This window comes from Streptomyces sp. CA189, assembly GCF_056428985.1.
The window spans coordinates 95323-109292 of the sequence record NZ_JBWJVM010000019.1 but is presented as its reverse complement, the minus strand read 5'-3'; the positions used below and the strand labels follow the sequence as shown (position 1 = coordinate 109292).

10 protein-coding genes and 1 pseudogene are annotated in these 13970 nt (G+C 68.2%); 4 read left to right on the top strand and 7 right to left on the bottom strand.

Annotation, left to right across the window (positions count from 1 at the left end; genetic code table 11):
* Nucleotides 1-109, top strand: a pseudogene (locus AC061S_RS17590) (IS5/IS1182 family transposase); the annotation flags it as partial.
* Nucleotides 110-248: 139 nt separating this feature from the next.
* The gene (locus AC061S_RS17585; protein WP_478686881.1) at nucleotides 249-815 is read left to right on the top strand and encodes a hypothetical protein; all 567 of its coding nucleotides are present in this window, start codon (nucleotides 249-251) and stop codon (nucleotides 813-815) included.
* On the opposite strand, the gene AC061S_RS17580 is transcribed toward AC061S_RS17585, so the two are convergent.
* Nucleotides 733-1563, bottom strand: a complete 831-nt coding sequence (locus tag AC061S_RS17580) for an IS5 family transposase (RefSeq protein ID WP_478686880.1) — start codon at nucleotides 1561-1563, stop codon at nucleotides 733-735. The genes AC061S_RS17585 and AC061S_RS17580 overlap by 83 nt on opposite strands.
* Before the next feature lie 361 nt (nucleotides 1564-1924).
* On the opposite strand from AC061S_RS17580, the gene AC061S_RS17575 reads away from it, so the two are divergent.
* On the top strand, nucleotides 1925-2806 hold the full coding sequence (locus AC061S_RS17575) for an IS5 family transposase (RefSeq protein ID WP_478686879.1): 882 nt from the start codon (nucleotides 1925-1927) through the stop codon (nucleotides 2804-2806).
* A gap of 13 nt (nucleotides 2807-2819) precedes the next feature.
* On the opposite strand, the gene AC061S_RS17570 is transcribed toward AC061S_RS17575, so the two are convergent.
* The 6 genes from AC061S_RS17570 to AC061S_RS17545 form a co-directional block, all read right to left on the bottom strand.
* Nucleotides 2820-3041, bottom strand: a complete 222-nt coding sequence (locus AC061S_RS17570; RefSeq protein WP_478686878.1) for a hypothetical protein — start codon at nucleotides 3039-3041, stop codon at nucleotides 2820-2822.
* Between the two features lie 387 nt (nucleotides 3042-3428).
* Nucleotides 3429-4454: an ABC transporter substrate-binding protein gene (locus AC061S_RS17565; protein WP_478686890.1), complete on the bottom strand. Its 1026-nt coding sequence runs from the start codon at nucleotides 4452-4454 to the stop codon at nucleotides 3429-3431.
* 15 nt (nucleotides 4455-4469) lie between these two features.
* Nucleotides 4470-5255 (bottom strand): ABC transporter ATP-binding protein, encoded by a 786-nt coding sequence (locus AC061S_RS17560; protein WP_478686877.1) that lies wholly within the window; start codon nucleotides 5253-5255, stop codon nucleotides 4470-4472.
* Nucleotides 5255-6364, bottom strand: coding sequence for a FecCD family ABC transporter permease (locus tag AC061S_RS17555; protein ID WP_478686876.1), 1110 nt, complete (start codon nucleotides 6362-6364; stop codon nucleotides 5255-5257). The genes AC061S_RS17560 and AC061S_RS17555 overlap by 1 nt, the downstream gene beginning before the upstream one ends.
* A gap of 649 nt (nucleotides 6365-7013) precedes the next feature.
* Entirely contained in the window at nucleotides 7014-7496 is a 483-nt protein-coding gene (locus AC061S_RS17550; RefSeq protein ID WP_478686875.1) for a hypothetical protein, read from the bottom strand.
* Nucleotides 7497-9133: 1637 nt separating this feature from the next.
* Nucleotides 9134-11110 (bottom strand): galactose oxidase-like domain-containing protein, encoded by a 1977-nt coding sequence (locus AC061S_RS17545; RefSeq protein WP_478686874.1) that lies wholly within the window; start codon nucleotides 11108-11110, stop codon nucleotides 9134-9136.
* A 331-nt stretch (nucleotides 11111-11441) separates the two neighbouring features.
* Between AC061S_RS17545 and AC061S_RS17540 the strand changes: the two genes are divergently transcribed.
* Nucleotides 11442-13706, top strand: coding sequence for a Dyp-type peroxidase (locus AC061S_RS17540; protein WP_478686873.1), 2265 nt, complete (start codon nucleotides 11442-11444; stop codon nucleotides 13704-13706).
* The last annotated feature ends 264 nt before the right edge of the window (nucleotides 13707-13970 follow it).

Sequence of the window (13970 nt, the reverse complement as noted above, 5' to 3'; positions counted from 1 at the left end):
GTTCTTCATCGCTCTGGCCAGCACAGTCATCACTGTCCGCTGCCTGATCCGACGCGCCTGGACCCTCTACCGCTGGGACACCCGCCCTCGAAACCCCCGCATCCGATGACCTACTGGCGGACACCCTAAGTGCGTTGTGGCAAAGGGAGTCCCTGTTCGATGAGCAGGGGCTTCTTCGTGTGCGGGGCATGACCGGGGCGGGGTAGGGGCAGGCAGCGGACGGCTTGTTGTGGATCGAGGAGGGTGCGATGCCGTCGGTGTTGGGGTTGATGGAACAGCGTGAGGCGCGGGCGAGGCAGGATCTGGAGTCCTGGACGGAGGTCCTGGAGCAGGCTCAGGCGGAGGTGGATGCCGCGCGGGAGCGAGTCGAGCGGGCCCGGGTGGGGCGTGAGGAGCTCGTGTCGGTGCTGGCCGAGGAGAGCCCGGTGATTACGCCGGTTTCCGTGCCGTCTGGTGGTGAGATGGCTGCCGCCGTGGGATCGAGCGGCCCCGGCGCGGGGCATGGCGAGAGGCGGCCGGTGTGGCGGGCGGGCATGGGTGAAGAGGTGCTCAGCGGCCTGTATCGGGAGGTGTTCGCCGCGGTGGTGGCCGCTTCGGGGCCGGTGAACGGCGTGGAGCTGACGCGGGCGGTGGGCCGGGAGGCGGAGATCAAGAACGAGGTGGAGAAGATCCGGCACCGTGCCTACGTGCTGGAGAAGCGGGGCTGGCTGGTGCGGGCGAAGGACGGACGGTTCATGCCCGCGCCCGGGGCAGTCGGCCGGGACGCTTCTCCGGCCAGCGCGGAGCGTCCGCGGCCAGGCGCCGGGACAGCCTGATCACAGCGGCCCACCACACCATCTGGGCGTGGTGGTCGAGGCGGCGTTCGTGGTCGCGGTTGAGGCGGCGTGAGCGGGAGAGCCAGCTCAGCGTTCGCTCCACCACCCACCTGCGGGCCAGCACGACAAATCCGCGGTGTCCGTCGGATCGGCGCACGACCTCGATCCGCACTCCGTGCCGGGCGAACGCCTTGGCCAGGGCCGGGCCCTGGTAGGCACTGTCGACCCACACCAGTTTCAGCAGCCGGCCCGGCTGGTCCATGAATGTCTCCAGCAGAGCGGGAGCGGCCTTGGAGTCGTGCACATCGGCCGTGGTCACGGTGACCTCCAGGAGCAGGCCCTCGGTGTCGGTCAGGATGTGACGCTTGCGCCCGTCACGTGATTTCCCGCCGTCGTATCCGCGACTTTCCGCACCGACGGTCTCGGAGGCGTCCACCGACTGACTGTCGATGATCCCCGCAGATGGCTCGGCGTTGCGCCCTTCGTGTTCCCTGGCCGTGCGACGCAGCCGTTCATGCAGTTCACGCACGTAGTCGTAGGACCGCCAGCGGCGGAAGAAGTCGTAAACCGCCCGCCAGTACGGGAAATCGACCGGCAGAGCCATCCACTTCACACCATTGTCGACCAGGTAGCGCACCGCATCGAGTATCTCGCGGTGGCAATACCCCTCGGGACGCCCGCCCTGCTTGAGGAGCCAGGCCGGCACCGGCATCGCGGAACGGACCTCGGCCCACTCCGCATCCGTCATGTCACTCGGATAGCAGGCCACCCGCCGCCCCGGAACGATCGAACCGAACCGGTGCACGTAGCAGTCACACCCAGGAGTGACCGCGGTGGACGAAGACACAGAGATACTGCTCAACTGATCGGGCAACGGGCTTCCTTGGGCGTGCTGGGTGTCGTAACCGCGTCACTACCAAGGGGCCCGTTCTTTCATGCCCGCGGTCGCACCCGTACCTCCGTCCAGATGATCACCCGCGCCCGCACGCCTCGAACGAAATCCGGTTTGCCACAACGCACTAAGAGCCCGTTCTCGGGAGCGGGCCGGTCCAGAGGCTAGGGCCTGTCCGGCGAGTCGTGTGACTGGCGGTCGGATCGTTCCGGTTGGTATGGGGCGGGGTGATCTTTCTGACGCACAGTGGGCCCAGCTGGAGCCGCATCTTCCAAAGAACGTGGGACGAGGTGGGAGGTGGAAGTGCCATCGCAAGGTGATCAACGGCATTCTCTTCCGTCAGCGCACGGGCCTCCCCTGGCGGGATCTACCGACGCGCTTCGGGAAGTGGAAGACCTGTCACGACCGGCATCGACGCTGGTCGGCGGATGGCACCTGGGAGAGAGTCCTGCGCGCGGTGCAGGCCGACGCAGACGCACAGGGCCGCGTCGACTGGAGCATGGTCGGTTTTGACTCGACTACCTGCCGGGCTCATCAGCATGCCGCCGGGGCTCGAAGGCGTCCGCCCGGGAGCCCGAAGAAACATATCCAGTCGGCTCAGCACCACCCCGGCGAGGCTCTTGGCCGCTCCAGGGGCGGCCTGACCACGAAGATTCATTTGGCCGCAGACGGCGGCTGCCGGCCCCTGGCAGTGCTGGTCACGCCCGGGCAGTGGGGCGATGCACCTCAGATGATTCCGGTCCTGGAGCGCGTTCGCGTACCACGGCCGGGCGGCGGTCGCCCGCGCACCCGGCCTGATCACGTCAGCGGAAACAAGGCGTACTCATCCTGGCGTAACCGCCGCTACCTACGCAGGCGCCAGATCAAGCACACCATCCCCGAACCGAAGAATCAGCGGGCTAACCGGCAGCGCTGCGGTAGCCGAGGCGGTCGACCCACCGGCTTCGACAGGTCGCTCTACAAACGCAGGAACGAAGTCGAGCGAACCCTGAATGCCCTCAAGGCGTCGCGGGCTGTGGCGACCAGGTACGACAAGAGAGCGTACATCTTCCACGGCACCGTCACCCTCGCTGCGATCCGGCTCTGGCTGCACTCCTGAGTGCCGGGCACCCTCACTCGCCGGGATGGCTGTGACGCCCGAGCAGGCCGAGTGCCGTCAGCACAGTGACGCAAAGCGTCATCCAGCCGATGAACGCGCCGCCGCCGTACAGCACTGCACTAGCTACCGGCGCCCCAGCCTCGTGCGAAAGTACCCCCGCCACCACCGCTACCAGCAGCGACGATACGAAGGACAGAAGTGCAAGAAGTACCTGAACGAGAAAAGTCAGCCTCACCAGTCGATCCCTTTCACGAAGGTGATCGACCAGTCGGCGGGCAGCCTCAGCTCGACCACCGCTTGCGGATGGCCTGCTGAGGCTCTGCGACGATTAGAGACTCATCGTGCTCATTGCCTGTTGAGATTGAAGCACTGTCCCCCATCGGACACGTCGCCAGTGCTTGTGGCTCTCGAATGAGCAACGCAGAGCCTAGCCGCAGGCGTTGAAGATCGCCAGTACTCAAGCCTGGGAGGTGGGCGGTCGGTCCCACACCCACCGGACACGGCCTAGGTCGGAGGCTCTCGTCGGGCTGGTCGTGGCCCGCTGGTGGACCGAGGCGGCGCTGTTGCGACGGGCGGCACCGCCGCCCGCGTGCTGAGGCGGCGGCCGACGTCGCTCTGCTGGTCAGTCGCGAGAGAATGTCCTCAGGTCCGCGGCGAGTGAGGCGATGGCCGCGGGATTGCGCGGGCTTTCCACCAGCTCCGCGTAGTCGAGGACGACGATCCGGTCGTTCTTGACGGCCGAGACGCCGGCGAGCGGCGGATAGGACTTCAGAAACTTCCTCTTCTGGTCCGCGGTGGTGTCACCGTAATCGTTGATCACGATCACCTCGGGGTCACGCTCGACCACGGTCTCCCAGCCCACCGTCGCCCAGCTGTCCTTGAGGTCCTTCATGACGTGATCGCCACCCGCCTTGGTGATGATGTCGTGCGGCCCGGCGTACAGACCCGAGGTCAGCGGCTTGTCCTGCCCGTCGTCGTAGAGGAAGACGCGCGGACGGTCAGCGCCCTTCAGGGCCTTCGCCTCCGCTTCGGCCACCTGCTTCTCAAAACCCCCGATGAGGGCCTCCGCACGGTCATCGACGTCGAAGATCTTTCCCAGGTTCCGCAGGTCGGTGTATAGCGCTTCGAGCGGCGGCATCACCCCGCGTGCCTTTCCCTGTCCGTTGCGGCACGATTCGCTCAGCAGGTACGAGTCGATGCCCACCTTCTCCAACTCGGCGGGGCTGAAGCCCTCCCCCTCGTTGAAGCCGTAGTTCCAGCCCGCGAACACCAGATCGGCGCGAGCGTCTAGGACCAGCTCCTTGTTGATGGTCTTCTGCGAGAGCCACTTCGTCTTCTGGTAAGCGTCCTTCCAGGGAACGGAAGCGAGATCGCCCCTGTCGTCGGGCATCACATAGCCCGCCATACGGTCCTCGAGTCCGAGGGCGAACATGATCTCGGTGATACCGACGTCATTGGTCACCACGCGCTGTGGGGCCTTGTCGTAGCTCTTCTTCTGGCCGCAGTTCTCGATGGTCACCGGATAGGTGCCGCCGCGCGCCTTGGCATCACCATCCTCTCCCTCCCGAGAGGTGACCTCCGCGCCGCATCCGGTGAGCACCAGGGCGGCGGCGAGTGCGAGTGCGGCGGGGCGTACGAGGTTCGGCATGATGGCCATGACTCCTCAGGAAGCGGGCTGAGTGGGCAGGAGACGGTCGAAGAGCAGCTGTACGGCGCCGGACTCCGGATGCGGTACCCGGTGGGCCCGTACGCCAAAAACCTCGGCCAGCAACTCGGGCGTGAGCACGTCGTGCGGAGCGCCGGAGGCGACGATCCGGCCGCTGTCGATGACGTAGAGCAGGTCGCAGTGGAGCGCGGCGAGATTGAGGTCGTGCAGCGCGGTGAGCACCGTCAGCCCACTGCCGCGCACCAGAGCCAGCACTTCCAACTGCTGGGCGATGTCGAGGTGGTTGGTGGGCTCGTCAAGCACCAGTACCCGGGGCTGCTGTGCGAGTGCGCGGGCGATCAGAACCCGCTGCTTCTCGCCGCCGGAGAGGGTGAGGAGGCCGCGGTTTGCGAGGTGGCCGGCGCCGACCCTCACCAGCGCGGCTTCGCACGCCTTCCGGTCTTCGTCGGTGGTCCGGGCCACGGAGCGCTGGTGCGGCAGTCGCCCCATCGCCACGACCTCGGCGACCGTGAAGTCGAACTCGGTGACCGCTTCCTGGGGCAGGGCGGCCAGCCGACGGGCGCCTTCGCGCGCGCTCAGGGAATGCAGGTCCTCACCGCCGAGCAGGACCGTACCGGCCGAGGGGCGCAGGGCCCGGTAGACGCAGCGCAACAGCGTGGACTTGCCGCTACCGTTGGGCCCGACGAGCCCGACGACCTGCCCGTCGTCCGCGCGCAGCGTGGCCTCCCGTACCAGCCGCGCGCCGGCGATCTCGACCGTCAGTGCATCGATGTCGATCCGCATCACGCGCCTCCGAAGGTGTAGGAACGGCGGCGCATCAGCAGGACGAAGCACGGCACGCCGATGACGGCGGTCAGCACGCCCACCGGCAGCTCGACTGGCGCGAGCACCACACGAGACAGGATGTCCACCCAGATCAGCAGGACGGCGCCCGCGAGGGGGGCGACGGCCAGCAGCCGGCGGTGGTCCGCGCCGACCAGCATCCGTGCGGCGTGCGGAACCATCAGGCCGACGAAACCGATAGCACCGCTCACCGCGACCACGGCACCCGTGACGGCGGCACAGACCAGGAACAGCTCCTTGCGCAGCCTCCCCGCGTCCACCCCCAGGGCGGCCGCGGTCTCGTCACCCATCGCCAGGGCGTTCAGGCGACGCGCTGACACAGTGAGGTGGGCGAGGCCGACGAGCACGGCTCCCGCGGCGATCGGCACGGACGCCCAGCTGGCTCCGCCGAGGCTGCCGAGCAGCCACATCATCGCGGAGCGGGCCGCCTCGCCGCGTTCGGCCGCGAACACCATGAACGTGGTGACGGCCGAAAAGCCGTAGTACATCGCGGTGCCCGTGAGGACGAGCCGCAGCGGGGTCAGGCCATCAGCGGTGCGGGCGATCGCGTACACCAGCGCCATGGCGAGGAGCGCGGAGAGGAAGGCCGCCGTGGACAGTGCCCAGAGACCGAGAGCGCCGAAGGCCCCGAAGAGGAGGACGGCATTGGCACCGACGGCCGCGCCCGAGGATATGCCCAGGACGAACGGGTCGGCGAGGGCGTTGCGGACCATGGCCTGCACAGCGACGCCGATCGCCGACAGGCCGGCCCCGACGACCGCGGCCAGCACGGCTCGCGGAAAGCGCAGCTCCCACACGATCGTGTAAGCCGACGCTTCGTCATGCGCTATGGAACCGCCGGTCAGCCCCGCCCACAGATGACGCAGTACCTCGCCCCAGGACAGTCCCGACGCCCCCATCCCCGCCCCACACACGATGGAGAGCACAAGCGCGACGCACAGGGTGACGAAGAGAAGGGGCAGTGATACGCGCTTGGGTGGCGCGGGGCCGACGCCGGCAGGCGCTGTGTGAGGTGGCGCGGCTGGTTCGAGTTCCAGGGGTGTGGCCACGGGCGGATCGCCTTCGCCTCAGGCCGTGCCCTACATGAGCACAGGGGCGGCCCGGGACGCGGGGCGCCCTGCGCAGCGCCTTCTCGCAGTCCACGGCGAATTGACAGGAGCCTTCATCGCCGCGGGTAATCGGGCTCACGGAGCCGCATGTGCGGCTCCGTCTACCGTTGCGGGTCAGCGCCGGACTTCGACCGGACTTCCCCCGTGGGACGGATTGCAGCATAACCTGCACGCGGGGCCTCCTTTGACACCGAGCTGCAGATCGAGGGGGGCCCGCGTGTGTCCGGCGAGCGGCAGGATCGGAGGCGTGGGTCGGCCAACTGACCGCGCGTGGGCCCACGCTGCCGCCTTCCTACCGGGGCCGGGTTGCGCTGGTCATCGCCTCCCCGTCTACGCGCGCGTTCCGCACCGGAGCCGCTGAGGGTGTCGGTCGCTACGGAGAGGGCGAGACATTGGCCGGCGGGGCAGCTGCTGTTCGGCGGCCATCTCCAGGTGAGGCCGACGGCGAAGCCGTAGGCCATGCAGTGCCCGCCGCCAGAGGTCATCATGGCCCTCACGCAGGCGTACGGCATCCGGGCGTCCCCGCCTCCGCGTTGAGGCGGTCTCGGCGCGTGTCAGCGCACCCGGTGGTCCTCCAGCGGCTCCGCCCTCAGCACGTCGTCACCTGCGCGCGGCAGGTGCGGCGTGTGGTTGGCCAGCCGGGCAGAATTGCCGACGACGGCGATGCTGCTGGTGTTGTGCAACAAGGCCGCGAGACCGGGTTCATCTCAATGCGCTTCCCCACCGACGTGAGGCCGTGCCGCTTCGCGTAGTCGAGGGCCCGCCGGTATTCGGATTCCGTCGCCTCGTCGGGCTCCGGGATGACCACCCGCCGTTCAGCCACGAGCAGTTCGATCAGCTCCGCCGCCTTGGCCCGCCGCGCCCGGGCCGCCACAGCCCGTTCCGAGTACGGCACAGGCGTCCTCTTGGCGCCCTTCTGGGGCGCGGCGGCGTACCGCGGATCCTCCGGATGGTGACCGTGCTCCAGATAGAACATCCCGGCCTCGGTGACCTCCGCCCCCACCGCCCCGCCACGGCGTACAACAACCAGCTGCCCTCGGTCGCGCAGCGCATACCCGGAGAGCCGTTCCACGTCCCGACGCCAAGCCCAACTCCTCGCTGGCATCCAGCCGCAGCAAGAGCTCTCGCGGGCAGTCGTTCAACGGGGACCAGCGCTGCATGCGCCCACCTCACGCTCTCCACCGGCAGATACTTCCTCCTGACCGGTTGAGGCGAGGACGATCACCTGTGGCCGCACCAAAGTTCACTACCCCACCGTCACCCGCGACGGGCACACCTTGATCCAGGTCCAGAAGCTGGACACCCTCAGCGGGGACGGCCTCGAAGCCACATTCCAGACCGGTGACACCGTGTCCAAGCGGAGCTACAAACGCCTCTGACCCCGCGCCACGTGCATTCGGTCAGCCTCGCGGTGGCAGCGCGACGGCCGGTAGTGGACACCACCCGAATCGGCGCTGCCCACTCCCTTATGGTCGGCTCCGGTTCGCACACCTCGACTCTGCCCACCACTCATCACGCAGGTTCATCTAAGGGCCCTTGTGGGATCAACCCGGCGACCCAGGGGCCGTGATCAACTCACGGCCATTGCCTGGGAAGGGCCTCTGCGATATCGCCCGGGTTCAGACGCTCACTCTCGATATCGTTCCCGGCGGGATTCTCCTTGGGCCGCCCGAAAAACTCAATCGCCTGCGGGCTACTCGGTGCGTGCACCAGCTACACAGCTCCGGTCCGGAAGATGCGCGGCCCGAATCCGTACGAACCGCGCCACCCAGGTATTCCACTCCCGCAGGTATCGGACCGCATCGATCCGCGATGGCCGGCTTACGTAGTGGACGCTCCGCTCGGCGACACGCTTCCCAAGCCATCAAGGCTTGTCCAAGTCAGCACCAACCCAGCACGGTTGAGGTTCGCAGGGGTGATGACGGGTGATGAGAGGTCAGCACCAGGTCAGCACGGGGATGCAGGAGGGCCCCACCGAGAGGTGAGGCCCAGGCGCTTGACCTGCAGGTTTGTACTCACAGGAGCATTCATGCTAGGGGATGCGTCAAAAAGGTGTGCAGGAATCTCATGAAATCGCCCTGACCTGCACGTTTACCCCTACTGCGCCTCAAAAACCAGCACGGGGGCTCGCCATCAACGCTTGCCACGCTAACCCATGGCGCCCCCTGATCTCCCACTCACCTCAGATCACCCCGAAAATTGGAAGTCAATTCCTCATGCTGCGCAGGCCCTGGAACGGCTGACCAAGACGGTGGCCCGGAAGCTGATCACCGCCCTGCCAGTCCCTGACGCCGTTCAGTCCTCCGCACCGTCCTCCTCGTCGTCGAGTTCGACGGCGTCCGGGTCGCGCAGCGGCCGCAGGCTACCCCCGGCCGCGGTGGAGGCGGTGAAGCTGTAGAGGCCGAGCACGTTCAGGTTCTTGTGCCGTCGATCGCGCCCGTGGCCATCACCTGGGTACGGGGTAGCAGCCGCCGCTCTTCCAGTGGCGCCCACCCCCGGCTCAGCCAGCCCGCAGCCGCTCGTTCGGGGCGCGGCGGTCGTCGTCGGCGGCGCCCCGGCGCACGACGTCCACTGTGTGGCGTGGTCGAGGACAAAATCTACGGGAAGGGTCGGCAGGGCTCGGCGGGGCTCACGCGGGCTGTCCGCATTGAGCCCCCAGCCGTGTCCCGTGACCAGGCTGGGGGCTCGTCCCGGAGGTGCCGGCGGGTGTCAGCCGCCGAGCTTCGCCTTCGTGGCGGAGGCACCCGCGGCGACCGTCGGGGGCTTGAGCTGGATCCAGCCCGCCTTGCTCGGTGCGCCTTCCTCGTTGAGGAGGAAGAGCATGTAGTGGCCGGGCGGGGCCGCGGCGGCGGTCGGTGGGGCCTGGAGCTCCAGGAAGTTGCCGCTGCGGCTCTTGATGCGTAGTTCTAGGTGACGCTGGCTGGTGTTGATCGAGTGGGTGGCGGTGGTCGGGGCCAGCAGGACGGCGCGGGTGACGTCGTTGGGCGTGCTGGTGCTGACCGTGATCTTCTCGTTGTAGGCGACGCTGGGGTTGAAGATCAGGCCGAGCGCGGGGCGGCTGCCCTGGTGGAGATAGGCGGGCTCGTAGATCTCGATGCTGCCGTTGTTGTTGTCGGTGATGTCGGGGTCGTTGGCGAGCTGCTGGAGCTCGTCGCCCGTGACCATGACTCGGCCGTCCGGGAGGACCACGGCGTTGGAGTGGTAGCCGCGCGGAAGCCGCTGGACGGGGCCGAGCCTCCAGTCGCCGTTCTCATCGCGCAGTTCGACCTGGCGGTACTTGAGGTCGGCGTTGGGGTTGTACGGCCCGTTGCCGTAGTCGCGGATGTCGAAGGCACCGTTGACGGTGAGCAGGTTGCCGTTCGGCAGGAGCAGAGTGTCGTCCTGGGTACGGCCGAAGGCGCGGGGCTTCTCGGTGTTCCACTTGCCCCCGGCCAGACGGTAGGTGTTCGGGTCGTTGCGGTCGCCGCCGAGGACCAGGACCGAGTCGGGGCCTCTGAAACCGGCCGGCAGGGGAACCGCGGAGCCGTAGTTGCGCCTCCACTCCCCGCCGTCCGGACCCGGCTTGCCCTTGTTGATGTCCGGGCGGTTCGGCAGGTCGGTCTTGGTATCGGCGACGGTGTCGAAGAGCCATTGCTGGTCCACGGAACGGCCGAGGCCGTAGATCTTCCCGTCACGCAGCGAGAACAACTGCGGGTAGTCCCACTTGAAGGGGGCTTCGGTCTTGAGCTGGTCCACTCCCCAGCCGATCGGCTTGACCGACTTCTCGAAGGGCACCTGTTGGGTCGCTGCGGGGAAGCGCTCGACGACCGGGGTGGGGGTGCCCCAGCCGAGCTCCGACTGGCCGGACATGATCACCTGGCGTCCGTCGGCGCCGGTGACCACGCTCGGGTACCACCGGCCGACGGACATGTCCTTGTTCAGGTACCACTCCTCCGCCCAGGGGTCGAAGACCAGGGACAGCTTGGCGCCGCTGCCTCCGTTGCCGCCGAGGTTGCCGCCGAAGACACCGAGCATGCCGTTGGGCAGGTAGGAGTGGCCGGCGCAGAAGAACGGGGCCGGGCGGGGTTCGTTCTTGCCGTCGGGCATGTTGATGACCGGTGGCTTCTTCTCGGTGAACGCGCCGGCGCCGGTCCCCTTGGCGGGGTCCCAGATCCAGGCGCGGCCGGCGTTCTCCTTGCCGATGGTTTGGGTGGGGGCGGGCTCATTCTGCGGGTTGGTCTCGATCCGCTCGAAGGAGAACAAGAGGACCTTGCCGGTGGGCAGCAGTGCGATGTGGGCCGCGAAGTCCGGGGACTGGAAGTACTCCCTGAACCGGCCGAACTCGGCGGCGTCGAAGGACGCGTTGGCCTTCTCCTGGGAGGCGGTCAGCGCCTTGAGCCGCGCCGTGCGGGTGGTCTGCGGGTACTCGCCGATCCCGGCCATGGCCATTCGGGTGCGGGCGTGCTCCTCGGCGTGTTCCTTGCCGAGTGTCGCGGCCTCCTCCGGGTCGACGGTGACCGGTGCGCTCGCCGCCCGGGAGGCGGGGCCGTACGGGACGGCATCGCCCTCGTCTCCGTGACCGGTGTGGGCGAGTACGGGGCCTGCCGAGGCCAGGGCCATGGACACGGCCATCGCGGTGGCGGCGCAGACGGAGATCGCCGTGGCGAGCCTCCGGCGGGCGGGTAGGCGCGGATTGCTGCGGGACATGGGACTCCTTGCTGGCGAGAGGAAGGCACAGCACTCCGACTGGGGGACACGTCGGCTGACACGGGCTGCGCCAGGACTGCCACATGTTCACGCACAGTGACGATCTTCAGTGTTGAGGCGCGCCGGTCGGCTGTCACCCCGAGACGTGCAGGCGGGTGACTCGGACCACCCAAAGGCTTCCGCGCGCTTTCGGCCAGCGCATTCGGGGCGTGAAGGGGCGGCGGTCGGCGTAATCGGCCAGTCGGTCGGCGGGAGGGTGCGGGAGTGCCGCATAGGTTGTTGATTACTCTGCGCAGCATCGGCGTGGAGGTGTCGATCTTCTGGAGAACGCATGGTGGACGGTCTCAAGCTGCGTGAGAGCGACGACATCCAGGGTGATGTGATCGCCGGCTTCAAGAAGGACCAGATGACCCTGCTGTTCCTCAAGTTCGAGGACGCGGCGCGGGCGCGCACCTGGGTCAAGGCGCTGGAACCGCAGATCTCCACGACGCGGCAGGTGGCCGTCTTCAACGCCGCCTTCAGCAAGGCCAGGAAAGCCTCGGCCGGCGACGACCCGAAGGCGCTGAAGGCCACCTGGATCAACGTCAGTTTCACCCACGAGGGCCTGCGGCAGCTGACCGGCAAGGATCCGCTGCCCTCCGTCAAGCCCGGCAGCGGCCTGGAGGCCTTCAAACAGGGCTCGGACAAGCGGGCGCTCGGGGACACCGGCGACAGCTCGCCGGAGATGTGGCTCTTCGGCAACGGCAAGGGCCAGGTCGTCCACGCCGTGCTCACCGTCGCCTCGGACACCGTCCAGGACCTCCAGGCGACGGTCAGACAGCAGCGCGAGGCATGCGCCGCGGCCAAGATCGTGATCGTGTTCCAGCAGGACGCCGCCACCCTGACCGGCACCCGGAGGGGGAAGGAGCACTTCGGCTTCAAGGACGGCGTCAGCGAGCCCGGTGTCATCGGCTTCGACGAGCCGGACCCCGTCAAGCCCGAGTACGTCAAGGGACATCACGGCACCCGGCTGATCCCGCCCGGCGAGTTCGTCGTCGGGCACGACCGGGTCGGTGGCGTACCGCACGAGACGCCCGACTGGGCCGACAACGGCAGCTTCCAGGTGGTACGTCGGCTCGGCCAGGACGTCCCCGGTTTCTGGTTCCAGGTCGCCGGGCAGCTGAAGGCGCTCAAGCAGGCCAAGGTGGTGCCGCTCGAGGCCACCACGGAGTGGCTGGCGGCCCGCCTCGTCGGCCGGTGGCGGTCCGGCACCCCCGTCGCCACGTGCCCGAATGCCGACCGGCCCTCCAGCGCGCTGGCCGGCGAGGACAACGACTTCGGCTACCGCAACGACCCCGAGGGCTTCATCACCCCGCTCTTCTCACACCTGCGCAAGACCAACCCCCGGGACGGCCTGCAGGAGAAGCCCGGCGACCGGCCGTTCGACGAGAACCCGGTGATGGACCGCCGCCGGATCATCCGCCGCGGCGCCCCGTACGGCGCGCCCTTCGACCCCGCCTCGGAGGGCCCCGGAGGGCCCGACGAGAAGCGTGGTCTGCTCTTCGTCTGCTACCAGTCGGACCTTGTGCAGCAGTTCGAGTTCATCCAGAAGGCGTGGATCGACAGCCCGGACTTTCCACCCAACCGGACCAACAAGCCCGGCCCCGACGGAATGGTCGGCGCCGCCGGCAAGCTCAGCTACGAGACCCCCGGCAAGACCACACAGCTGAGCCTGAGCCAGTTCGTCTTCACCGAGGGGTCCGTCTACGCCTTCGCACCCTCGCTGACCCTGCTACGGCTGCTCGGTGACGGTCAGCTCACCGACAAGCCGCCCGCCGTCGTCCGGCCGACCGACGCCTTCCTGCCCATCCCCGACATGCAACGGGACAAGGGCAAGAGCTGGTACTGGGCGTATGGGGCGGGCAGTGACGGCGCCGTCTGCCGAACCGTCTCCATCGCCGACGGGGACGAGCACACGGACGTCCGCGAACGCCCCGACCGGCCGCTGACCATGTGGCCGTGCTACGCCGGGGTGACGAAGGTCGACGCGGTCCTGCCCGTCCCGGACGAACAGCGGATCAATGGCCGCAGCCGGTTCTGGCTGTTCCACACCGTCGAGGGCCGGCAGGTCTACCGGCGGATCTGGATCGCCGACGGCGCCGAGTCCGGGCTCCCACCCGAGCAGGCGGCCGGGACCGACCTGCCGGACCGTTCGCTCTCGGCTTGGGCCTCGTTCAGCGGCATCGAAACGGTGGACGCCTTCCTGCCGGTGCCCGACATGCAGCGGGTGAACGGCAAGAGCCACTACTGGGTCTTCCACACCCTCATGGGTCGTCAGGTCTACCGGCTCATCTCGGTCGCCGACGGCAGGATGCACCAGGACGCCCTCGAGCGCGGCGACCGAGGGCTCGACCTGTGGCGATCACTGACCGGAATCACACGGGTCGACGAATTCCTCGCGGTCCCGGACATGCAACGGATCAACGGAATGAGTCTGTTCTGGGTGTTCCACCAGGACCAGTACCGGATCATCGTGATCCGCGACGGCCACGGCCACGAGGACCAGATCACGGTCGAGGACCGACCCCTGACCATGTGGAGGTCCCTGACGGGCTGACGGGTGCCCTGCCCTTGGCCCTCGGGAGCGGCCGCTGGACCATGGCCACCGCATCCCCGCCACGGCCGCCACGGCGGGCGGCCGTGGCGGGACGGAGAAGCGGGTGCGGTCGCGGCGTGTTCTGGCCAGGTAGTCGGGCCGTGGCTGTCGACCAGTTCCTCCCCACGAGCACATGGCGGCCGCGCAGAGCCGCCGCACCAGCAGCAGCAGCAGCAGCAGATGGCGAACGGTATCGCCCGCCGGGACGTTGGGCATCGCGAGAAT

Coding starts and splice junctions, on each gene's coding strand:
- AC061S_RS17585 (WP_478686881.1), top strand. CDS start 249: ATGCCGTCGGTGTTGGGGTTGATGGAACAGCGTGAGGCGCGGGCGAGG.
- AC061S_RS17580 (WP_478686880.1), bottom strand. CDS start 1,563: ATGACGGATGCGGAGTGGGCCGAGGTCCGTTCCGCGATGCCGGTGCCG.
- AC061S_RS17575 (WP_478686879.1), top strand. CDS start 1,925: ATGGGGCGGGGTGATCTTTCTGACGCACAGTGGGCCCAGCTGGAGCCG.
- AC061S_RS17565 (WP_478686890.1), bottom strand. CDS start 4,454: ATGCCGAACCTCGTACGCCCCGCCGCACTCGCACTCGCCGCCGCCCTG.
- AC061S_RS17560 (WP_478686877.1), bottom strand. CDS start 5,255: ATGCGGATCGACATCGATGCACTGACGGTCGAGATCGCCGGCGCGCGG.
- AC061S_RS17545 (WP_478686874.1), bottom strand. CDS start 11,110: ATGTCCCGCAGCAATCCGCGCCTACCCGCCCGCCGGAGGCTCGCCACG.
- AC061S_RS17540 (WP_478686873.1), top strand. CDS start 11,442: ATGGTGGACGGTCTCAAGCTGCGTGAGAGCGACGACATCCAGGGTGAT.